This window comes from Saccharothrix coeruleofusca, from assembly GCF_014648515.1.
GTDB classification, from domain to species: Bacteria; Actinomycetota; Actinomycetes; order Mycobacteriales; family Pseudonocardiaceae; genus Actinosynnema; species Actinosynnema coeruleofuscum.
On sequence record NZ_BMRG01000020.1, the window covers coordinates 78,898 to 99,235 of the forward strand.

20 protein-coding genes are annotated in these 20,338 nt (G+C 73.2%); 8 read left to right on the forward strand and 12 right to left on the reverse strand.

What is annotated here, in order from left to right:
- Positions 1–37: 37 nt before the first annotated feature.
- The 4 genes from IEZ00_RS31445 to IEZ00_RS31460 all read right to left on the reverse strand — a co-directional run bounded on the left by IEZ00_RS31445 (position 38) and on the right by IEZ00_RS31460 (position 3,005).
- Entirely contained in the window at positions 38–487 is a 450-nt protein-coding gene (locus IEZ00_RS31445) for a hypothetical protein (protein ID WP_189226999.1), read from the reverse strand.
- Between the two features lie 66 nt (positions 488–553).
- Positions 554–1,303, reverse strand: coding sequence for an amino acid ABC transporter ATP-binding protein (locus IEZ00_RS31450; protein WP_189227000.1), 750 nt, complete (start codon positions 1,301–1,303; stop codon positions 554–556).
- Positions 1,300–2,154, reverse strand: a complete 855-nt coding sequence (locus IEZ00_RS31455) for an amino acid ABC transporter permease (RefSeq protein ID WP_189227001.1) — start codon at positions 2,152–2,154, stop codon at positions 1,300–1,302. Before IEZ00_RS31455 ends, IEZ00_RS31450 begins: the two co-directional genes overlap by 4 nt.
- Positions 2,151–3,005, reverse strand: coding sequence for an ABC transporter substrate-binding protein (locus tag IEZ00_RS31460; RefSeq protein ID WP_189227002.1), 855 nt, complete (start codon positions 3,003–3,005; stop codon positions 2,151–2,153). The genes IEZ00_RS31455 and IEZ00_RS31460 overlap by 4 nt, the downstream gene beginning before the upstream one ends.
- Positions 3,006–3,066: 61 nt before the next feature.
- On the opposite strand from IEZ00_RS31460, the gene IEZ00_RS31465 reads away from it, so the two are divergent.
- Both IEZ00_RS31465 and IEZ00_RS31470 read left to right on the forward strand, forming a co-directional pair.
- Positions 3,067–3,951: a phosphoribosylaminoimidazolesuccinocarboxamide synthase gene (locus IEZ00_RS31465; RefSeq protein WP_189227003.1), complete on the forward strand. Its 885-nt coding sequence runs from the start codon at positions 3,067–3,069 to the stop codon at positions 3,949–3,951.
- 75 nt (positions 3,952–4,026) lie between these two features.
- Positions 4,027–4,716 (forward strand): DUF2334 domain-containing protein, encoded by a 690-nt coding sequence (locus IEZ00_RS31470; RefSeq protein WP_189227004.1) that lies wholly within the window; start codon positions 4,027–4,029, stop codon positions 4,714–4,716.
- On the opposite strand, the gene IEZ00_RS31475 is transcribed toward IEZ00_RS31470, so the two are convergent.
- Together IEZ00_RS31475 and IEZ00_RS31480 are read right to left on the reverse strand one after the other, a co-directional pair.
- The gene (locus IEZ00_RS31475; RefSeq protein WP_189227005.1) at positions 4,679–5,308 is read right to left on the reverse strand and encodes an MBL fold metallo-hydrolase; all 630 of its coding nucleotides are present in this window, start codon (positions 5,306–5,308) and stop codon (positions 4,679–4,681) included. The two genes, IEZ00_RS31470 and IEZ00_RS31475, sit on opposite strands and share 38 nt — an antisense overlap.
- 99 nt (positions 5,309–5,407) lie before the next feature.
- On the reverse strand, positions 5,408–5,545 hold the full coding sequence (locus tag IEZ00_RS31480; protein WP_189227006.1) for a hypothetical protein: 138 nt from the start codon (positions 5,543–5,545) through the stop codon (positions 5,408–5,410).
- 123 nt (positions 5,546–5,668) lie between these two features.
- Between IEZ00_RS31480 and IEZ00_RS31485 the strand changes: the two genes are divergently transcribed.
- The 4 genes from IEZ00_RS31485 (at position 5,669) to purL (ending at position 9,561) form a co-directional block, all read left to right on the forward strand.
- Positions 5,669–6,163, forward strand: coding sequence for a hypothetical protein (locus tag IEZ00_RS31485; protein WP_229796280.1), 495 nt, complete (start codon positions 5,669–5,671; stop codon positions 6,161–6,163).
- Between the two features lie 229 nt (positions 6,164–6,392).
- Entirely contained in the window at positions 6,393–6,632 is a 240-nt protein-coding gene (gene purS / locus IEZ00_RS31490; protein WP_189227008.1) for a phosphoribosylformylglycinamidine synthase subunit PurS, read from the forward strand.
- Positions 6,629–7,300 carry a phosphoribosylformylglycinamidine synthase subunit PurQ gene (gene purQ / locus IEZ00_RS31495; protein ID WP_189227009.1) on the forward strand — a complete coding sequence of 224 codons (672 nt, stop codon included), beginning with the start codon at positions 6,629–6,631 and terminating at the stop codon, positions 7,298–7,300. The genes purS and purQ overlap by 4 nt, the downstream gene beginning before the upstream one ends.
- On the forward strand, positions 7,297–9,561 hold the full coding sequence (purL, locus tag IEZ00_RS31500; RefSeq protein WP_189227010.1) for a phosphoribosylformylglycinamidine synthase subunit PurL: 2,265 nt from the start codon (positions 7,297–7,299) through the stop codon (positions 9,559–9,561). The genes purQ and purL overlap by 4 nt, the downstream gene beginning before the upstream one ends.
- Positions 9,562–9,642: 81 nt before the next feature.
- Here the strand turns inward: purL and IEZ00_RS31505 are convergent, their stop codons facing one another.
- The 4 genes from IEZ00_RS31505 to IEZ00_RS31520 form a co-directional block, all read right to left on the reverse strand.
- Entirely contained in the window at positions 9,643–10,434 is a 792-nt protein-coding gene (locus tag IEZ00_RS31505; protein WP_189227011.1) for a lysozyme, read from the reverse strand.
- Positions 10,435–10,802: 368 nt separating this feature from the next.
- On the reverse strand, positions 10,803–11,651 hold the full coding sequence (locus tag IEZ00_RS31510) for an aldo/keto reductase (protein ID WP_189227012.1): 849 nt from the start codon (positions 11,649–11,651) through the stop codon (positions 10,803–10,805).
- A gap of 68 nt (positions 11,652–11,719) precedes the next feature.
- Positions 11,720–12,628, reverse strand: a complete 909-nt coding sequence (locus IEZ00_RS31515) for a pentapeptide repeat-containing protein (RefSeq protein WP_189227013.1) — start codon at positions 12,626–12,628, stop codon at positions 11,720–11,722.
- 1 nt (position 12,629) lies between these two features.
- Positions 12,630–13,793: a pentapeptide repeat-containing protein gene (locus IEZ00_RS31520; RefSeq protein ID WP_229796281.1), complete on the reverse strand. Its 1,164-nt coding sequence runs from the start codon at positions 13,791–13,793 to the stop codon at positions 12,630–12,632.
- A gap of 94 nt (positions 13,794–13,887) precedes the next feature.
- On the opposite strand from IEZ00_RS31520, the gene IEZ00_RS31525 reads away from it, so the two are divergent.
- Complete coding sequence (locus IEZ00_RS31525; protein WP_229796282.1) at positions 13,888–14,703, forward strand: SAM-dependent methyltransferase; 816 nt, start codon at positions 13,888–13,890, stop codon at positions 14,701–14,703.
- Positions 14,704–14,764: 61 nt separating this feature from the next.
- Positions 14,765–16,921, forward strand: coding sequence for a putative bifunctional diguanylate cyclase/phosphodiesterase (locus IEZ00_RS31530; RefSeq protein WP_189227016.1), 2,157 nt, complete (start codon positions 14,765–14,767; stop codon positions 16,919–16,921).
- Positions 16,922–16,989: 68 nt separating this feature from the next.
- Here the strand turns inward: IEZ00_RS31530 and IEZ00_RS31535 are convergent, their stop codons facing one another.
- Both IEZ00_RS31535 and IEZ00_RS31540 read right to left on the reverse strand, forming a co-directional pair.
- Positions 16,990–19,110 (reverse strand): amylo-alpha-1,6-glucosidase, encoded by a 2,121-nt coding sequence (locus IEZ00_RS31535; RefSeq protein WP_189227017.1) that lies wholly within the window; start codon positions 19,108–19,110, stop codon positions 16,990–16,992.
- Positions 19,107–20,327 (reverse strand): glycosyltransferase family 4 protein, encoded by a 1,221-nt coding sequence (locus IEZ00_RS31540; RefSeq protein WP_229796283.1) that lies wholly within the window; start codon positions 20,325–20,327, stop codon positions 19,107–19,109. Before IEZ00_RS31540 ends, IEZ00_RS31535 begins: the two co-directional genes overlap by 4 nt.
- Between the last annotated feature and the right edge of the window lie 11 nt (positions 20,328–20,338).

Genomic DNA, 20,338 nt, shown 5'->3' on the forward strand with positions numbered 1-20,338 from the left:
CTCAGGGGTCCTGAGCGTTCGACTCGCGGGGGTGGGGTCAGGCGCGGGCCCAGCGGAGGCGGCCGAGGCGGGACTCCTGGCACACCAGCGGCCGACCGGCCGGGTCGGTCGCGGTGTCCCCCTGCTGCTTGCACGGGAAGCCCTCGATGGCGACCTGCCCCCGCGTGGGCTGGGTCGACGGGGGCGGCGGCTCGACGGCGGTCGGCTGCGCGGGCGCGGGCTGGACGGGCGGCGGTTGGTTGGTCGCCGCCGGGGGCGGGGGCGCGGTGGTGCCCGCGACGGTGGGTGGCGGCGTGGTCGGAGCGGGCCGCACCGAGATGTTCTCCACCGGGGGAACGGGCGCGCTGACCGTCGTCGTGACGGTCGTGGTGCTGGGCGCGGGGGGCGGTGCGGGCGACGCCTCGGGGCCGCCGCACGCGGTGGCCAGGAGCAGCACGAGCAGCCCGCCGCTGGCGGCGGGGGTCCAGAGCGCCTTCCGTTCGACCACGGGGTGCAGAGTAAGCGCCGCACCCCGGATACCCAAGCGCCCGACCGCCACCCGCAGCTCCCGCCCCTACAGCCTCCCGGCGTCGATGACCCGCCGCAGGAACTGCCGCGTCCGCTCGTGCACCGGGTCGCCCAGCACCTGCTCCGGCGGCCCGGACTCCACCAGCTTGCCGCCGTCCAGGAAGCACACCCGGTCGGCCACCTGCCGGGCGAAGCCCATCTCGTGGGTGGCCATCAGGATGGTCCGCCCCTGCCCGGCCAGCTCCCTGACCAGCGCCAGCACCTCGCCGACCAGTTCGGGGTCGAGCGCGCTGGTGATCTCGTCGAGCAGCAGCAGCCTCGGTTCGTGCGCCAGCGCCCGCGCGATGGCCACCCGCTGCTGCTGCCCGCCGGAGAGCCGGTCCGGGTAGGCCGTCGCGTGCTCGGCCAGCCCCACCCTGGTCAGCAGTTCGCGCGCCCGCCGCTCGGCCTGCTCGCGCGGCACGCCGTGCACCACGCGCGAGGCGAGCGTCACGTTGTCCAGCACGCTCATGTGCGGGAACAGGTTGAACGCCTGGAACACCACGCCCATCGCGCGCCGCGCCACGTCGGCGTCCACGCGCGGGTCGGACACGTCCCGGCCGTCGAGCAGCACCTGCCCGTCGTCCAGCTCCTCCAGCAGGTCCACGCAGCGCAGCAGGGTCGACTTGCCCGAGCCCGACGACCCGATCAGCACGACCACCTCGTGCTCGCGCACGTCCAGGTCCACGCCGTCCAGCACGGTCCGCTCGCCGTAGCGCTTGACCAGTCCGCGCACGCTGAGCACCGGCTCGCTCATCGCGCCCCCTGCCGGTCGGCGACCCGCCGCGACAGCGCGTCGGCGAGCCTGCCCGACGGGATCGCCAGCAGCACGAACAGCAGCGCGGCGACCACGTACGGGGTGAAGTTGAACGACTGCGCCTGCTGGATCTGCGCCGCCCGCACCGCGTCCACCGCGCCCAGCACCGAGATCAGCCCGCAGTCCTTCTGCAGCGCCACGAAGTCGTTGAGCAGCGCGGGCAGCACGCGCCGCACCGCCTGCGGCAGCACCACCAGCCGCATGGTCTTGCGGTAGCCCAGGCCCAGCGACCGCGCCGCGGCCACCTGGGAGGGGTGCACCGACTCGATGCCCGCGCGGAACACCTCGGCCACGTACGCGGTGTAGGTCAGCACCAGCGCGATGCCGCCGAGCACCACCGGGTCGTTGGGCACGCCGGTCAGCCGCAGGCCGGGCAGGCCGAAGCCGACCAGGTACAGCAGGATGATCAGCGGCAGGCCGCGGAACAGGTCGACGTAGCCGGTGGCCAGCGCCCGCACCGGGAACCACACCGGTCCGCGCAGCGTGCGCAGCGCCGCCACGCCCACCGCGAGCACCAGGATCAGGACTTCGCACACCACCAGCACGCGCAGGTTGAGCCACAGCCCGTCCAGCACGGCGGGCAGCGCGCGCCACGCCGTCGCGGGGTCGAAGAACGACTGGCGCACGCGCGGCCAGCCGGGTGAGCCGGTGACCGCCACCCACACCAGCGCGGCGAAGACGACCGTGGAGACCAGGGCGATCGCGGTGGACCGCCGGGATCGGGAACGCCGGTAGGCCAGCCGTTCCCGGTGCAGCTCGCTGACCACTCCGGCGCGGACCACCCCGGTCACTTCAGCTCGGGCGCGGTGCCCGCGCCCGCCAGCCACTCCCGCTCCAGCTCGGCGAGCTTGCCGTTCTCCTTGAGCCGGGTGACCGCCAGCGACACGCAGCCGGTGAGCGGGCTGCCCTTGTCCAGCACGATGCCGAACTGCTCGGGCTTGCCGTCGCCGGGCGGGATCTGGCCGACGATCTTGCCGCCCTCCAGCTCGGCGGAGGTGATGAAGAACGCCGTCGGCAGGTCCACCACCAGCGCGTCGACCTGGCCCGCCCGCAGCGCGGCCTTGGCGTCGTCGTTGGTGTTGTAGACCGCCACGGGCTGCTCGGGCTGCAGCCGCTGCGCGGCGTTGTAGCTGGTGGTGCCCACCTGGGCGCCGACCTTGACCTTGCGCAGGTCGGCCAGCGTGGTCGCGGTCGCCGCCTTGGACGAGGCCAGGGTGACCACCGCCTGGCCCACGTCGTAGTAGGGCGCGGAGAAGTCGACCGCCTGCTTGCGCTCCTCGGTGATGGAGAACTCGTTGAGGTCGAGGTCGTAGGACTTCCGGCCGGGCTGGATGGCGGCGTTGAACGGCACGCGCGTCCACGTCACGTCTTCCTTGGCGTAGCCCAGTTCCCCGGCCACCGCGTAGGCCACGGCGGACTCGAAGCCCTTGCCGTTGGACGGGTCGTCGTCCACGAACCACGGCTCGTACACGGGCTGGTCGGTGCCGAAGGTGAGCTTGCCCGGCTGCAGGGTCTTCAGCTCCGCCTTGGTGCACGCGGCGCCGTCGACCTGGTTCGGCGCGGGCTGCTGGGGCTGGTCCGCGGGCGCGCAGGCGCTGGCGGCGAACGCGGTGGCGGTGAGGATCAGAGCGGCGGAACGCATGGCGCAATCTTGCCCCGGGCGGCGAGCCGTGCCCATGAGCTGGGACAAGTAGGCTGCGCGCGTGCCTGAGCTCGCTGATTACCCCGTGGTCGCCACCGGCAAGGTCCGCTCGGTCCACGCGGTCGACGACGACCTGCTGCTGTTCGTGGCGTCGGACCGGATCTCCGCCTACGACCACGTGCTGAGCACGCCCATCCCGGACAAGGGGCGGGTGCTCACCGCGATGAGCGTGTTCTGGTTCGAGCGGTTCGCCGACCTGGTGCCCAACCACCTGGTGGCCTGGGACGACCCGCGCATCCCGGCGTCGGTGCGGGGGCGGGCGCTGCTGGTGCGGCGGCTGGAGATGCTGCCGGTGGAGTGCGTCGCGCGCGGCTACCTGACCGGGTCGGGCATGGCCGAGTACCGGGAGACCGGGGCGGTGTGCGGGGTCCGGCTGCCCGAGGGCCTGGTGGAGGCGTCCGAGCTGGAGTCCCCGATCTTCACCCCCGCCACCAAGGCGGAGATCGGCGCGCACGACGAGAACGTCAGCTTCGAGCACGTCCAGGCGCAGGTCGGCGAGGAGCTGGCCGCCGCGCTGCGCGAGGCCACGCTGCGGGTGTACTCGGCGGGGCGCGAGTTCGCCCGGTCGCGCGGGGTGATCCTGGCCGACACCAAGTTCGAGTTCGGCCTTGGCCCGGACGGCGAGCTGGTGCTGGGCGACGAGGTGCTCACGCCGGACTCGTCCCGCTACTGGCCCGCCGAGGGCTACCGGGCCGGGCACGTGCAGCCGTCGTTCGACAAGCAGTTCGTGCGCGACTGGCTGACCTCGCCCGCCTCCGGCTGGGACCGCGCGGGCGACACCCCGCCCCCGCCGCTGCCCGACGACGTGGTGGCCGCGACCAGGGCGCGCTACGTCGAGGCGTACGAGCGGATCACCGGCCTGTCGTTCGCGGACTGGATCGCCTAGGGAATTCGCCAGGTCCGCACCGGGGAGCCACCTGGCCGTCAGCTCGACGACACCGCGGTGCGGCGCACTGGTGGCATGGCTGCGCGCCTCGTGGTCTCGCTGTCCGGCATCGGGCCGAGCACGCTCGCCCGGTGCGTCGAGCTGGCCGCCGACCTGGACCGCCGGTCGGTGCCGCTGTCGCTGCTGCTGGCGCCGCGCCGGGCGGTGGAGGGGGAGGCGCTGGACTGGGTGCGGCTGCGGCTGCGCGCAGGCGACGCGCTGGTCCAGCACGGCAGCGACCTGCGGGCCGACCCGTTCTCACCGCGCAGGCGGGCCGAGTTCGCCGCGCTGCCCGCGCACGAGGCCGGGTTGCGGCTGATCGCGGCGCGGGCGGCGTTCGCCCGGCTCGGCCTGGCGACCGACCTGTTCGCGCCGCCCGGCTGGGCGGTCTCGGCGGGCGCGCTGGTGGCGCTGGCCCGGCACCGGTTCGCGCTGTGCGCGGACGCGGCGGGCGTGCGCGACCTGCGCACCGGCGGGGTGCTGCCGGGGCGGGTGCGCCGGGTCGGCGGCGACCACTGGCGGTACCTGCTGGGCGTGCGGCGGGCGCTGCGCCGGGGCGCGCTGGTCCGGGTCGCGGTCGACGCCGCCGACCTGGACCGCCTCGGCCCCCGGCAGGCGGTCCTGGACGCGGTCGACCTGGCGCTGGCGCACGCCGCCGAGCCCACCACCTACCGCCTGCTGCTTGCGGTCACAGCTCGATCGACTCACCGCGCGGCAGCACCCTGAACTCCACGCCCTCCGGCGCGGTGCCCGCCAGCACGCGGTAGTGCAGCTCCGGCACCGCCAGCACGGCCTCGTGGATGGGGATGGCCACGCGCGGGCCGACCGCCGCGAGGAAGTCCGCGCCCTCCGACACCTTCATCCACGGCCCGGCGGCGGGCAGGCCCAGCACGTTGATTCGCTGCTCGGGCACGGCCAGCGAGTCGCCGGGGTGGTAGAACGCGCCGTGGTCGACCAGGTAGCCGACGTTGGGCGGCACCGGAACGGCCGGGTGGATGGGCGCGTGGTCGGCGGCGAGCACGTGCACGGTCGCGCCCGCCAGCTCCAGCACGTCGCCCGGCCGCGCCACCAGCGGGCCCAGGTCCTCGTGCGGCTCCGCCGAGCCGTGGTCGAGCACCAGCCGCGCGCCGGGGTTGGCCGCCAGCAGCGCGGGCAGGCGCTCGGGGTCGAGGTGGTCCGGGTGCTGGTGGGTGACCAGCACCGCGTCCAGCTCCTCCACCACCTCGAAGCCGGAGGAGTACCCGCCGGGGTCGAACAGCAGGCGTGCCGAGCCGGTGTCCACCAGGAGGCACGAGTGCCCGAAGTGCGTTATCCGCATGGTCGGAGTTCTACGCCCGTGCGGGCGAGCCGCAACACGGGCTCAGCCCATCGCGGCGTGGCCGCGCGGCAGCCACAGCGGCAGCCACAGCGGCAGCGACTACGGCCCCGACCACGGGCTGACGCCGTGGCGCGCCAGCACCTCGACCGCCACCGCCTTGCCGAGGAAGACCGTCCCGCCCAGCACCGGGGTCCGCATGACCCCGCCCTGCGGGCCGTCGCGAGGTCCCGCCACCACGTCAGCCGATGGTGAACACCGCCCGATCGTGGGTATCAAGTTCGGGGGGAACGGCGTGGTGCCGATTGACCACGTGTGAGTACCCACGCGTTTGTCGACGAGTCGATCCGCAACGGCACCTACTTGCTGGCCGCGGCGATCGTCGACCCGAAGGATCTGGCACTCCTTCGCGGCGCACTGCGCACGCTGCTGCTGCCGGGACAAGCCGAACTGCACTTCAAGAAGGAAACGCCCGCCCGCAGGCGGTTGATCATGGCGAGGTTGTGCGCCGAGGGTGCGCGCGTGCGCATCTACCGGCGAACCTGCGGCAAGCACAGCGAAGTCGCTCGGCAGGAGTGCCTGGCGGCGTTGACCCGTGACCTGCTCGACTCGGGTGCCGTGCGATTGGTGCTCGACACCAGGGAGGACCGTGACATCAACGACGTGCACACCATTCGCACGGCGCTGGGCAAGCTGCCGAAGGAATCGCAGATGACCTACGAGCACATGGTCAGCACGCAGGAGCGACTGCTGTGGATCGCCGACGCGGTCGCGTGGTCCTACGGAGCCGGAGGGGACTGGCTGCGGCGTGCTCAGCGGGTGATCGCCGATGTGGTCGACCTGGACGACTGGTCCTAGAAAGCGCGAAACCCAGCCGTCGACCGTCCGGACGTTGGCTGGGTCCACTTCCTCGGCCTACGGGGCCTTGGCAAGACTTACTCTAACAAAACCCCTCCCCGGACCACCTCCTCACGATCGGGTGATTTCCGGTGAACGTGGGCCGCCCCACACCTGTGAAGTTGATGAACACCCAGCTCAGGTAGGCTTCGGCAGTACCGCCAGCCCTCCTACCTTGGAGCAGCCTGTCGTGGCCCGAGTCGTCGTCGACGTCATGCCGAAGCCCGAGATCCTCGACCCGCAAGGACAGGCGGTGGCCAACGCGCTGCCCCGCCTCGGCTTTGCCGGTGTCACCAGCGTCCGCCAGGGCAAGCACTTCGAGCTGGAGGTCGCCGACGACGTCGACGACGCCACGCTCGCCAAGATCGCGGAGAACTTCCTCGCCAACCCGGTCATCGAGGACTGGGTGGTTCGGCGGGTGGAGGCATGAGGGTCGGGGTCATCACCTTCCCCGGCACGCTCGACGACGTCGACGCGTCGCGCGCGGTGGCCTACGCGGGCGGTGAGGCGGTCGCCCTCTGGCACGCCGACGCCGACCTCAAGGGCGTGGACGCGGTCGTCGTGCCCGGCGGCTTCTCCTACGGCGACTACCTGCGCGCGGGCGCCATCGCCCGGTTCGCGCCGGTCATGGGCGAGGTCGTGGAGGCGGCCAAGCGGGGGATGCCGGTGCTGGGCATCTGCAACGGCTTCCAGATCCTGTGCGAGGCGCACCTGCTGCCCGGCGCGCTGACCCGCAACGACAAGCTGCACTTCGTGTGCCGCGACCAGTGGCTCAAGGTCGAGAACAACGAGACCGCGTGGACCACGCGCTACGACGAGGGCGCGGAGATCCTGGTGCCGCTCAAGTCCGGTGAGGGCGGCTACCAGGCCGACCAGGCCACCCTGGACGAGCTGGAGGGCGAGGGCCGGGTGGTGTTCCGCTACGCGGGCGGCAACCCCAACGGCTCGCGCAACGACATCGCGGGCATCACCAGCGCCAACGGCCGGGTGGTCGGGCTCATGCCGCACCCCGAGCACGCCATCGACGCCCTGACCGGGCCCAGCGACGACGGCCTCGGCATCTTCCTGTCCCTGCTGGACGCGGTGGTGAGCGCGTGAACCAGGTCGACACCGTCAAGAACGCCGAGGCCACGCCCGAGGTCGAGCAGCCCTACCGCGAGCTGGGCCTGAAGGACGACGAGTACGCCCGCATCCGGGAGATCCTGGGCCGCAGGCCCACGGACGCCGAGCTGGCCATGTACTCGGTGATGTGGAGCGAGCACTGCTCCTACAAGTCGTCCAAGGTGCACCTGAAGTACTTCGGCGAGACCACCACCGACGAGATGCGCGAGAAGATGCTCGCGGGCATCGGTGAGAACGCGGGCGTGGTGGACATCGGCGACGGCTGGGCGGTCACCTTCAAGGTGGAGAGCCACAACCACCCGTCCTACGTCGAGCCCTACCAGGGCGCGGCGACCGGTGTCGGCGGCATCGTGCGCGACATCCTGGCGATGGGCGCGCGTCCGCTGGCCGTGATGGACCCGCTGCGGTTCGGCCCGGCCGACGCGCCGGACACCCGCCGGGTGCTGCCGGGCATCGTGGCCGGCGTCGGCGGCTACGGCAACTGCCTCGGCCTGCCCAACATCGGCGGCGAGGTCGTCTTCGACCCGTCCTACGCGGGCAACCCGCTGGTCAACGCCCTGTGCGTGGGCGCGATGCGGGTGGAGGACCTGCACCTGGCGCACGCCTCGGGCGCGGGCAACAAGGTCATCCTCTACGGCGCGCGCACCGGCTTGGACGGCATCGGCGGCGTGTCGGTGCTGGCCAGCGAGACCTTCGACGACAGCGCGGGCAAGCGCAAGAAGCTGCCCAGCGTGCAGGTGGGCGACCCGTTCACCGAGAAGGTGCTGATCGAGTGCTCGCTGGAGCTGTTCGGGTCCGGCCTCGTGGTGGGCATCCAGGACCTGGGCGGCGCGGGCCTGTCCTGCGCGACCAGCGAGCTGGCCAGCGCCGGTGACGGCGGCATGCGGGTGTGGCTGGACCGGGTGCCGCTGCGCGCCACCGGCATGACGCCCGCCGAGGTGCTCTCCAGCGAGTCGCAGGAGCGCATGTGCGCGGTGGTGCGGCCGGAGGACGTGGACGCCTTCATGGCGGTCTGCGCCAAGTGGGACGTCATCGCCACCGAGATCGGCGAGGTGACCGAGGGCGACCGGCTGGTCATCACCTGGCACGACGAGGTCGTGGTGGACGTGCCGCCGCGCACCGTGGCGCACGAGGGTCCGGTCTACCAGCGGCCCGTCCAGCGGCCCGCCGACCAGGACCAGCTGCAGGCCAACACCCCGGACGCGCTGCCCCGGCCCGCCAGGGAAGAGCTGCTGGAGCTGGTCAAGACCATGGCCGCGTCGCCGAACCTGGCCTCGCGCCGCTGGGTCACCCAGCAGTACGACCGGTACGTGCGCGGCGGCACGGTGCTGGCGCAGCCGTCGGACTCGGGCATGATCCGGATCGACGAGTCGACCCAGCGCGGCGTGGCGCTGGCCACCGACTGCAACGGCCGCTACACCAGGCTGGACCCGTACGCGGGCGCGCAGCTGGCGCTGGCCGAGGCGTACCGGAACGTGGCCACCTCGGGCGCGACGCCGGTCGCGGTGACCAACTGCCTGAACTTCGGCTCGCCCGAGGACCCGGCGGTGATGTGGCAGTTCGAGCAGGCCGTGAAGGGCCTCGCGGACGGCTGCGCGGAGCTGGGCATCCCGGTCACCGGCGGCAACGTCAGCTTCTACAACCAGACCGGCTCGACGGCGATCCTGCCGACGCCGGTGGTGGGCGTGCTGGGCGTGATCGACGACGTGCGGCGGCGCATCCCGACCGGGATCGGCGCCGAGGCGGGCGAGACGCTGCTGCTGCTGGGCGAGACGCGCGAGGAGTTCGGCGGCTCGGAGTGGGCCCACCACGTGCACGGCCACCTGGGCGGGCTGCCGCCGAAGGTGGACCTGGCGCGGGAGAAGCTGCTGGGCGAGATCCTGGTGGCGGGTTCGCGGGACGGGATGCTGTCCGCCGCGCACGACCTGTCCGAGGGCGGTCTGGCGCAGGCGCTGGTGGAGGCCTGCCTGATCGGCGAGACCGGGGCGCGGGTCTTCCTGGAGGGCGACCTGTTCACCGAGCTGTTCAGCGAGTCCGCGGGCCGGGTGCTGGTGGCCGTGCCGCGCACCGAGGAGCTGCGGTTCACCGACATGTGCACCGCGCGCGGCCTGCCGTGGCGCAAGGTGGGCGTGGTGGACCCGGAGTCGAAGGCCCTGGAGATCCAGGGGCTGGGCGAGCTGGGCCTGGACGAGCTGCGCGCCGCCTGGGAGGGCACCCTCCCGGCCCTGTTCGACTGACGCTGTTCGACTGACGCCGTCCGACTGACGGCAAAGGGGCTCCTCGGCGCGGATGCGCCGGGGAGCCCCTTCGCCGTCGGATCAGCCGTTGGCCAGTGCCTGGAGCCGGTCGTAGGCCCCGTTGAACTCGTTCTGGTCGATGGGCGTGGACGAGTACTGCCAGATCGTGTAGACGCTCCACCCTCGGGGCAGCGTGCCGACGGTGGAGGCGTAGCGGGCGACCCACAGCGGGTTGGTGCTGCTGAAGTCGCCGTTGACGCACTGGTTCCACCAGGTGGTGGAGGTGTAGATGACCGGCCAGCGCCCGGTGCGCGCGTGGTAGGTGTCGCTGAACGCGAGTATCCATCCGGTCATCGCCGACGCGGACAGGCCGTAGCAGGTGCTGCCGTACGGGTTGTACTCCACGTCCAGCGCGCCGGGCAGCGTCTTGCCGTCGCCGGACCAGCCGCCGCCGTTGTCGACGAAGTAGTTGGCCTGGGCCGCGCCCCCGGAGCGGTCGGGCAGCGCGAAGTGGTAGGCGCCGCGGATCATGCCGATGTTGTAGGACCCGTTGTACTGCTGGGCGAAGTACGGGTTGGTGTAGCCGGTGCCCTCGGTGGCCTTGACGTAGGCGAACCGCTTGCCCGCGTGCCACTGGGCGGCCCAGTCGACGTTGCCCTGGTGGCCGCTGACGTCGATGCCGTAGACCGCGGCCTGGGCGTCGGGGTCGGTGTCGATGGCGATGCGCTGGTCGCCGTGCCCCTCGTGCTTGGCGATCTGCGAGCCCATCGGGTGGTCCTCTTCGAGGCCCGCGTGGGCCGGGACGACCGCGGTGAGCAGGGCGGTGGTGGTGGTCGCGACCACCAGGGCGGCGCAGCGAAAGAGCGTTCTCATCGTGCGACTCCTCGGGTCGAGCCAGTGCAGGGGGGTGACTCGAGGCAGCAGTGTGCTGCATTCCTAACGAGATGGCCAGGGTTCGTGTTAATTGGTCACGAGGACGGAGCAATGGCGACCGGGCACGGGTGGCCATCGAGCAGGTGAAGTCCCCCTTGGTGGCCGCGCACGCGACGAGGGGGTGGGCCGCGACACGGCCCACCCCCTCGTGGTCGGGAGTGCCGGACCTCGCGCAGCGGCCCGCCCGTGCGGGCGGACCGCGAACGCGGACGGGTGTGCGAGGTCATCGACTCCCCGTTCGGTCGGCGGCGCTGGTACTCCCGGTCTAGAGCGTCCGGTCTTTCCGCCGCCGCCGCATCCGGGGGGCGTCACCCGTCCAGGCGGTCCAGCTCTTCCTTGGTCAACTCCACCTCGGCCGCCGAGGCGGAGTCGGTGATGCTCGCGGCCCGCGAAGCGCCGGGGATCGGCACGACCTGCGGGGCCTTGGCGAGCATCCACGCCAGGCAGACCCGCTGCGGGCTGATCCCGCGCTCCCGGCCCACCTCGGCGAACGCGGTGAACCGCGAGCCCAGCTCGCCCGCCGCGCCCATGCCGCCCAGCGGGCTCCACGGCAGGAACGCGATGTCCAGCTCGGCGCACAGCTCCAGCTCCGGCTCGCTGGAGCGGAAGGCCGGGGAGAACTGGTTCTGCACCGAGGCCAGGCGCCCGCCGAGCACCTCGTTGGCCTCCCTGATCTGCGCGGGGTCGAAGTTGGACACGCCCGCCAGCTTGATCTTGCCCTCGTCCAGCAGCTCGGCCAGCGCGCCGACGGACTCGGCGATCGGCACGTCCGGGTCGGGCCGGTGGAACTGGTAGAGGTCGATGGCCTCCACCCCCAGCCTGCGCAGCGACGCCTCGCACGCCGACTTCAGGTAGTCGGGGCGGCCGTTGAGGCCCCAGCCGCCGCCGGGGGTGCGGGTGTGGCCGCCCTTGGTGGCGACCATGACCCGCGCGTCCAGCCCGCGCAGCGCCTCGGCGACCAGCTCCTCGTTGTGCCCGAAGTCCCGGTCGTCGGCCGAGTAGGCGTCGGCGGTGTCGATCAGGGTGACGCCCGCCTCCACCGCCGCCCGGATGGTGCCGATCGACTGCTCGCGGTCGGGGCGTCCGTCCAGCGACATCGGCATCGCGCCCAGGCCGATGGCGCTGACCTCGACTCCTCCGATTCGGCGAGTCCGCATGTGTGGTTACCTCCGTTGGTAGTGCCGTGGGCTCCAGCCTCCGCTCGCCCCACCGCGCTGTCCAACGCTCAGCGTGTGATCAGCGCCCACCCCGTCCTCGGCCCCTTCACGTTCGTCTCCGGCAGCACCGCCAGCTCCCCGACCCGGCGCTCCGGCGGGGTGGTGTTGAGGTCGAGGAACGCGCCCACCTCGGCCCCGCTGAAGTCGACCTCGTGGTGGAACTCCGCGCTCTCGAAGGAGATCCCGCCGGTGAACCTCCCCTCGCGCAGGGCCACCCGGCCGTGGAACCGCGCGCCGGTGAACAGCGCGGGCTTGGACAGGTCGACCTCGGCGAACGCGGTGATGCCGTAGAACCGGGTGCGCCGGGCGACCAGCCTGCCCACCCGGCGGCCCTCCAGGCGCAGGTACTCCACGCTCGCGCCGGTCAGGTCCAGGTGGTAGCGGTTGGGGTCGGGGTCGCGGCCCCACGGCAGCAGGTCGGAGATCAGCCGCTGCGCGGTCAGCCGCACCTGGCGCTCGCGGTCCTCCTCCCCGACGTGCTCCCCGTCCGACCGCGCGGGGTCGGCGGCCTCCTTCGCGTAGCTCGGGTGCGAGAACGGTCGGCGCAGGTAGGCGCACAGCACGTCGAGCACGGTCTGCTTGTAGCGCGGGGTGGTGCGGGCCAGGCTGGCCAGCGCGTGCAGCGCGCCGACCCGAACCTGGTCGGCCTCGTCGCCCAGCAGCTCCACGGCGCGCGCGAACCGCTCGTCGGCGACCTTGTCGCTCTCCAGCTCGTGCCGGGCCTCCTCGGTGCGGCGGCGGCGGTCGTTGAGCCACAGCGCGTACAGCGCCACCACCGAGCCCCCGGCCAGCCCGCCGGTCTTGACCGCCTCGGCCTTGGACAGCTTCGGCTCCACCAGCAGCAGCACCGCCGTGGTCGCCGCGGTCACCAGCACCGCGGCGAGCACGCTGACCGCCAGCAGCCACCGTCCCCGCACGTCAGCTCCTCACCAGGCCGGTGCCGTCGTCGCGCCGGTCGACCACCCAGCCCTCGGGCAGCAGGTTCTCCTCGTCGGTCGCCACGTACATGGCGTGGGTGCGGGCGATGGTGGGCGTGGCGGGCCGCAGGTCGACACCCCCGAGGAAGCGGGCCTCGCTGAAATCGATCGGCTGGGTGAAAACGCAGTTCTCGAACGTGGTGGCCTCCCGGAACTCCACGCCCGCGAACTTGTGCGGGCCGAGGAAGCGGGTCCGGGAGAAGTCCGCGCGCCTGCGGCAGCGGAACCGGCTGAACCACGCCTTGCCGTGGAACACCGCGTCGTGCAGGTGGATCTTGCCGTGGCTGTAGGCGTCGGTGAACCACGCGCCGCCGCGCACCACGACGTGGTGGAACGAGTTCGACTCGTGCAGCCGCGCCGCGCGCAGCACCAGGTTGCCGACCTGCCGGTGGGACAGGTCGAAGAAGCTCAGGTAAGCCCTGGTCAGGTCCAGGTTGTAGACGGGGGCGTCGGCCTGGTCGGCGCGCGGCAGCAGGTCGGCGACCAGCCGCTGGGCGGTCAGCCGGACCTCCAGCTCCCGCTCGTCCACCCGCTCGTCCACCGGGGCCGGGCCGTCCTCGCCGGACGGCCCGAACGGCCGCCGCAGGTAGGCGCACAGCACGTCGAGCACGGTCTGCGCGTACTCCTCGCGCGACCGCGCCAGGCCCGCCAGCGCGTGCATCGCGCCCACCCGGACCTGTTCCGCCTCGTGCCCCAGCAGTTCCACCGAACGGGCGAATCTCTCGTGGGCCACCCGCGACCGGTCGTGCTCCGCCCGCGCGTCCTCCAACTGCTGCCGCTTGACCTCGATGTCCTGCCGCGCCTCGTCGGTGCGCCGCCGCCGGTCGTTGAGCCACAGCGCGTACAGCGCCACCACCGAGCCGCCCGCCAGACCGCCGGTCTTGATGGCCTCGTTCTTCGTGGTGCCGGGGTCCAGGACGAACAACCAGCCCGCCACCAGCACGAACGCCCCCACCGACCCCACCAGGGCGGGCAGCAGTAGGCTCTGCCCGCGCCGCTGTTGCACCACCAGCAGCGCGAACGCCGCCGCTACCACCACCGCGCCCACGATCCACAGGTAGTCCACAAGGGCGGCATTCTTCCGGGTGCACGACGCGGCGGTCACCGAAACGCACCTGGTAGCAACACAGCGGTGTGCTAACTCACCGGGTTGGCCCATGATGTGTGGGTCACGCGACCGCGCGAGTCGGGAGAGCCAAGTGGACGAGCGGCCGAACTGGGCACCGGGCGACATCGACCTGGAGCGTCCGAGCATCGCGCGGGTCTACGACTACTGGCTCGGCGGGGCGCACAACTTCGCGGCCGACCGCGCGGTAGCCAACAAGGTCCTCGCGGACGCGCCGATCGTGCGCGACGTGGTGCTCAACCACCGCGCTTTCCTGCGCCGCGCGGTGCGCTACCTGCTCGGCCAGGGCGTGCGGCAGTTCCTCGACCTGGGCTCGGGCATCCCGACCGTGGGCAACGTGCACGAGATCGCCCAGTCGGTGGACCCGGCCGCGCGCGTGGTCTACGTCGACGTCGACGCCGTGGCGGTCGCCCACAGCCGCGCCATCCTCGCCGGGAACCCGCTGGTCAACGTGCTGCAGACGGACGTGCGCGACGTGCCGTCGGTGCTCAAGTCGCCCGAGGTGGCCGAGCTGCTCGACTTCGACCGGCCGGTGGGCGTGCTGATGGTCGCCCTGCTGCACTTCATGCCCGACGATCAGGACCCGCACGGCATGGTCGCCGCCTACCGCGACGCCGTGCCACCGGGCAGCTACCTGGCCATGTCGCACGCGGGCTACGAGGAGGGCGAGTGGGACCCGGCCTGGGACGAGGCCCGCGGCGAGTACGACCGCGGCGTCACCCGGCTGGCCTACCGCACGCGGCACGAGGTGGAGGCGCTGTTCGACGGCTTCGAGCTGGTCGAGCCGGGGGTGGCCCGGCTGCCGCTGTGGCGGCCGGACTCGCCCGACGACCTCGACGACAACGCCGCCCACTTCCTGGGCTTCGGCGGCGTGGGGCGGAAGTCCTGATGGTCGACTGCGCGCGGCGACCGGTCGTATCCTCTCGGTTCGTGGCGGTAGGCCGGCGGACATGACGGAACAGGTTGACCACCGGGTGGCGGCAGGACGATCGAACTTCGACCCGACCCTGCTGGCCGGGGCGGAGTCCTTCGCGCGCACGTGGGCCACGGCCGTCATCGGCAGCAGCTACGTCCCGATGACCAGGGCGGAAGTCGCCGAGCACCTGCGGGCGCTGACCGAGGTGCTGGTGCGGGCGCTGCACGCCAACCCGTTCCGCACCGCCCCCGGCTACGAGATCGGCGCCCGCCTGGTGGAGGCGCACTTCACCGGCACCGACACGCTGGGCCGCACCGTGCAGCTGCTGGGCGACGACCTGCTGGCCGCGCTGGGCATCCCCGCCGACGAGCTGATGCGCTCCCGGCTGGCCGCGTTGCAGGGCGCGCTGTCCGCCGGCTACGCGCGGGCGCTGCGCGAGCGCACGCTGGCCGAGCAGGAGGCCATCCGGGCGGCCGTGCTGGACGCCCGCGACCAGGCCGAGGCGGCGCTGCGGGCCAGCGAGGCGCGGTTCCGGGCGATGTTCACCGAGGCCGCGATCGGCATCGGCATCGCCGACATCGAGGGCCGCATCCTGGACGTGAACCAGGCGTTGCAGGACATGCTCGGGTTCAGCGTCGAGGAGATGCGCCAGTACAACATCCGCGACCTGATGCACCCGGAGGACGGCGGCGCGGCCTGGCGGCTCTACGACCAGCTCACCGCAGGCGAGTGCGACCACTACCGGGCGGAGAAGCGGTTCCGCCGGGCCGACGGCGAGCAGGTGTGGACGCACCTGACGCTGTCGCTGGTGCGCGACGACCACGGCGAGCCGCAGTACCAGGTGGCGATGATCGAGGACGTCACCGACCGGCACCTGCTGCAGAACCGGCTGCGCTACCAGGCGCTGCACGACCCGCTGACCGGCCTGCCCAACCGGGCGCTGTTCCTGGAGCGGCTCGGCCGGGTGTTCAACAACAAGCAGCGCCGCCGGGCGGGCCTGTGCTACCTGGACCTGGACGGGTTCAAGGTGATCAACGACAGCCTCGGCCACGACACCGGCGACCAGCTGCTGGTGGAGGTGGGCCGCAGGCTGGACCACTCGGTCTCCGGCGAGGGCAAGCTGGTCGCGCGCATGGGCGGCGACGAGTTCGTGATCCTGGTGGAGGGCTCGTCGGGCACCCGCGACATCGTGGAGGTCGCCGACCGGGTGCTGCGCGAGCTGGAGTCGCCGATCCGCATCGGCGGGCACGAGCTGACCGTGTCGGCGTCGATCGGCATCGTGGAGCGGGAGCTGTCCGGCACCACGGCGGCGGACCTGATGCGCGACGCGGACATCACGCTGTACTGGGCCAAGGCGGACGGCAAGTCCCGCTGGGCGCTGTACAACCCGGAGCGCAACGCCAAGGAGGTCGCCCGCTTCACGCTGTCCGCGACCATGCCCGCGGCGCTGGAGCGCGACGAGTTCTACGTGGACTACCAGCCGCTGGTGCGGCTGGAGGACGCCACCGTGGTCGGCGTCGAGGCGCTGGTGCGCTGGCAGCACCCGGAGTTCGGCAGGCTCGCCCCGGACCGGTTCATCGAGCTGGCCGAGGAGACCGGGCTGATCGTGCCGCTGGGCCGGTGGGTGCTGCGCCGGGCCTGCGAGCAGGGGCGGCGCTGGCTGGACGAGTTCGGCGACGCCGCGCCGTTCGTCAGCGTGAACCTGGCCGTGCGGCAGTCCCGCGACCCGGAGCTGGTGCGCGACGTCAAGCGCATCCTCGACGAGTCCGGCCTGCCCCCGCACCACCTGCAGCTGGAGCTGACCGAGAGCGCCATCATGGGCACCGCCGACGAGCCGCTGGAGGCGCTGCGGGCGCTGTCGGAGATGGGCGTGCGCATCGCCATCGACGACTTCGGCACCGGCTACTCGAACCTGGCCTACCTCAAGCACCTGCCGGTGCACGAGCTGAAGATCGCGGGCTCGTTCATGGAGGGCCTGCGCGCGGCGGACGAGGAGGACCCGGTGGACGCGCAGATCGTGTCCACCCTGGTCCAGCTCGCCCACGCGCTGCGGCTGGGCGTCACCGCCGAGGGCGTGGAGACCCCGGCGCAGGCCAAGCGCCTGCACCGGATCGGCTGCGACACCGGTCAGGGCTGGTTCTTCGCCAAGCCCATGAAGCCCCACGAGATCGACGAGCTCCTCCGCTCCTGACGCGGGCGAGTACCACCCGGCCCGCTCGCGCGGGCCGGTAACTACCACCCGACGCCGCCGGGCGCGGCTCAGCCCACCCGCGCCCGCCACGAGTCGGGCAGGCCGCGCAGCTCCGCGTCGGTCCCCCGCGCCGAGACGTCCACCACCACCTGCCCCAGCCGCAGCTCGGACAGCCGCAGCGAACCCCAGCGCGCGGGCACGTGCGGGCGCAGCGCCACCTCCCGCCGGGGCACGTCCGGCTCCAGCCCCAGGAACGCGCGCACCAGCAGCAGCGGCGCGGCGCTGGCCCACGCCTGCGGCGAGCACGAGGTGGGGTAGGGCACCGGCGGGGAGAACCGGTCGCGGGCGAACCCGCAGAACAGCTCCGGCAGCCGCCCGCCGAACGCGCCCGCCGCGTCGAGCAGACCGCCCGCCAGCCGCTCGGCCAGCTCCACCGCGCCGGGCAGGTGGGCGTAGCGCAGCAGGCCCGCCACGGCGATGGCCGTGTCGTGCGGCCAGATCGAGCCGTTGTGGTAGCTCATCGGGTTGTACGCGCCCATCTCCGCGCTCAGCGTGCGCAGCCCGTAGCCGCTGTCCATGCTCGCGTCGGCCAGCCGCTCCACCAGCACCGCGGCGTGCTCGTCCAGCGCGATGCCCGACCACAGCGCGTGGGCGGCGTTGCTGGTCAGCGCGTCCACCTTGGCCTTGCCGCCGTCCAGGGCCACGGCGTACCAGCCGCGCTCGGGCAGCCAGAACGCCTCGGCGAACCGCTCGCGCAGCCGCGCGGCCAGCTCGCGCTGGCGGGCCGCGGTCGCCGGGTCGTCGAAGGTCTCGGCCAGCTCGGCGCGGGCCAGCCGCGCGGCGTAGACGTAGCCCTGCACCTCGCACAGCGCGATGGGTCCGGTGGCCAGCCGCCCGTCGGCATGGTTGATGCCGTCGAAGCTGTCCTTCCAGCCCTGGTTGAGCAGGCCCCGGTCGGTGGCGCGCTGGTACTCCACGAACCCGTCGCCGTCCCGGTCGCCGTGCCGGTCCACCCAGGCCAGCGCGGCGTCGGCGGCGGGCAGCAGCGCCCGCACGGCGTCGGCGTCCGCGCCCCACCGCAGGCACTCGGCCAGCAGCGCGACGAACAGCGGGGTGGCGTCGGCGGTGCCGTAGTAGTGGTTGCCGCCCAGCACCCGGCCGCTGTCCGGGCCCAGCCGCAGCTCGTGCAGGATGCGGCCGGGCTCCTCCTCGGTCAGCGGGTCGGTGGTGCGGCCCTGCGCCTCGGCCAGCGTCTGCAGCGTGCCCAGCGCCAGGCCCACGTCCAGCGGCAGCGTCATCCACGCGGTGAGCAGGCTGTCCCGGCCGAACAGGGTCATGAACCACGGCGCGCCCGCCGCGACGAACGGGCGCCCGCCCCGGCTGGGGTCGTGGATCTGCAACGCCCCCAGGTCGCTCTCGGTGCGCCGGAGCACCGCGGTCAGCGCCGGGTCGTCGGCCGCGACGGTGGTGCTGGCCCGCCGCCACGCCTTGATCTTGCGCGCCGGGCCGCTGCTCTCCACCCGCTCGCCCCGGCGGAACTGCGGCTCCACCCGGCGGTCGGCCACCCTCGGCGAGGCGATGATCTCGGTCGACCAGCGCCCGCGCGCGGGCACCACCACCCGCCAGCTCAGCGCGCCCGGCGCCACCAGCGGGTCGCCGGTGGCGGAGACCACCAGGCCGCGCGCGGCGTCGCCCCGGTCGCGCAGCAGCAGGTCCGAGCCCGCCGCGGTGGCCTCCGCCGACGAGCCGCCCACCCGGCCCTCCTTGACCGCGAACAGGTCGGCGAAATCGCCGTCCACGTGCAGCACCAGGGTCACCGCGGTGGCCTCGCGGCCGAGGTTGTCCAGCGTGATGGTCTCCCGCAGGCCGTCGCCGACCAGGCGCTCCCGCACCACCAGCAGGGTGCTGTCGGCCAGGCCGCCCTTGGGCGGCCTGCGCAGCACGAACCGGGCGGCGAACGCCTCCGGCCCGGTCACCGACAGCGGGTGCGGGGCGTGCCCGTCCACCCGCAGCTCCCAGCGCGAGAGCAGCCGGGCGTCGCGGAAGTAGAACCCGTGGGTGCTGCCCGGCTGGATGTCGCCGGTGCTCGCGGACAGGCAGAACGTGCTGCCCTCGACCAGGGTGACCGTGCCGCCCGCGTCCGCGGCCAGCGCGGGCTCGCCCGCGTTGAACGGCTCCGGCGCGCTCATGCCCGGTCTCCAGACGCGGCCTCCAGCCCGGTGTGGTCCAGCCCGGTGTGGTCCAGTGCCGTGTCGTCCAGCGCCGAGTCCAGCGCGGCGTAGTCGCGGCGCAGCAGGTCCAGGCTGCCCGCCGGGGACATCCGGTGCGCCTGCACGGCCTTGCGGAACGCGGCCTCGTAGCCCGCCGCCAGGTTGTCCACGTCGAAGTGCGCGGCCACGTGCGCCCGGCAGGCGTCCGGGTCCAGGTCGCGCACGTCCGCCAGCGCCCGGGGCAGCTCGCCGGGGTCGTCGCAGACCAGGCCGGTGACCCCGTGCGCGACGACCTCGGGCACCGCGCCCGCCCGCAGCGCCACCACCGGGGTGCCGCACGCCATGGCCTCGATCATGACCATGCCGAACGGCTCCTCCCAGCGGATCGGGAACAGCAGGCAGCGCGCCTTGCGCAGCAGCTCGCGCTTGGCGGTGGCGTCGGCGACGCCGAAGACGTGGTCGCGCTCGGTGAGCCGGGGGCGCACCTCGCGCTCGAAGTACTCCTTCTCGATCGGCTCGGCGCACTTGCCCGCCAGCACCAGCGGCAGGCCGGCGGCGTGCGCGGCCTCCAGCGCCAGGTGCGGCGCCTTCTGCGGGTGGAACCGGCCCAGGAACAGCGCGTAGTCCTCCTTCTGCCGCTGGAAGGGCCAGTCGGCCAGGCGCAGCGCGTTGTGCACGGTGGCGGTCCAGTTCAGGTCCGGGGCCAGCTCGCGCTGCCGGTCGCTGATCGCGACCAGGTGCACGTCCTGGCCGAGGCCCCGGTAGAGCCTGCCCAGGTCGTCGTCGACCGGGCCGTGCACGGTGACCACGGTGGGCACGCCCGCCGCGGCGTAGCCGGCGGCGTTGAGCGGGCCGGACAGGGTGTGGTCGTGCACCACGTCCAGACCCTCGGTGCGGATCAGGTCCTCGACCGCGCGGCGGGTGGCCAGCGCGTGCATCACCTCGGGGAACGGCTCACCCAGCCGTTCGGGGACGGTGCGGTCCCACACGGGGACGAACCGGGCGGCGGTGCCGTCACGGCCCGCGCCGACGAGGGTGACCCGGTGACCGCGCGCCACCAGCGCGTCGGCCAGGTCGGCCACCACGGCCTCGACGCCGCCGTAGGCGCTGGGCGGGACGTCGAAGTAGGGGGGAGCGACCAGCGCGATCCGCAGCGGATCGGCGGTGCGCGGGGAGTGGGACGAGTCGCGACCCACCGGAACCTCCA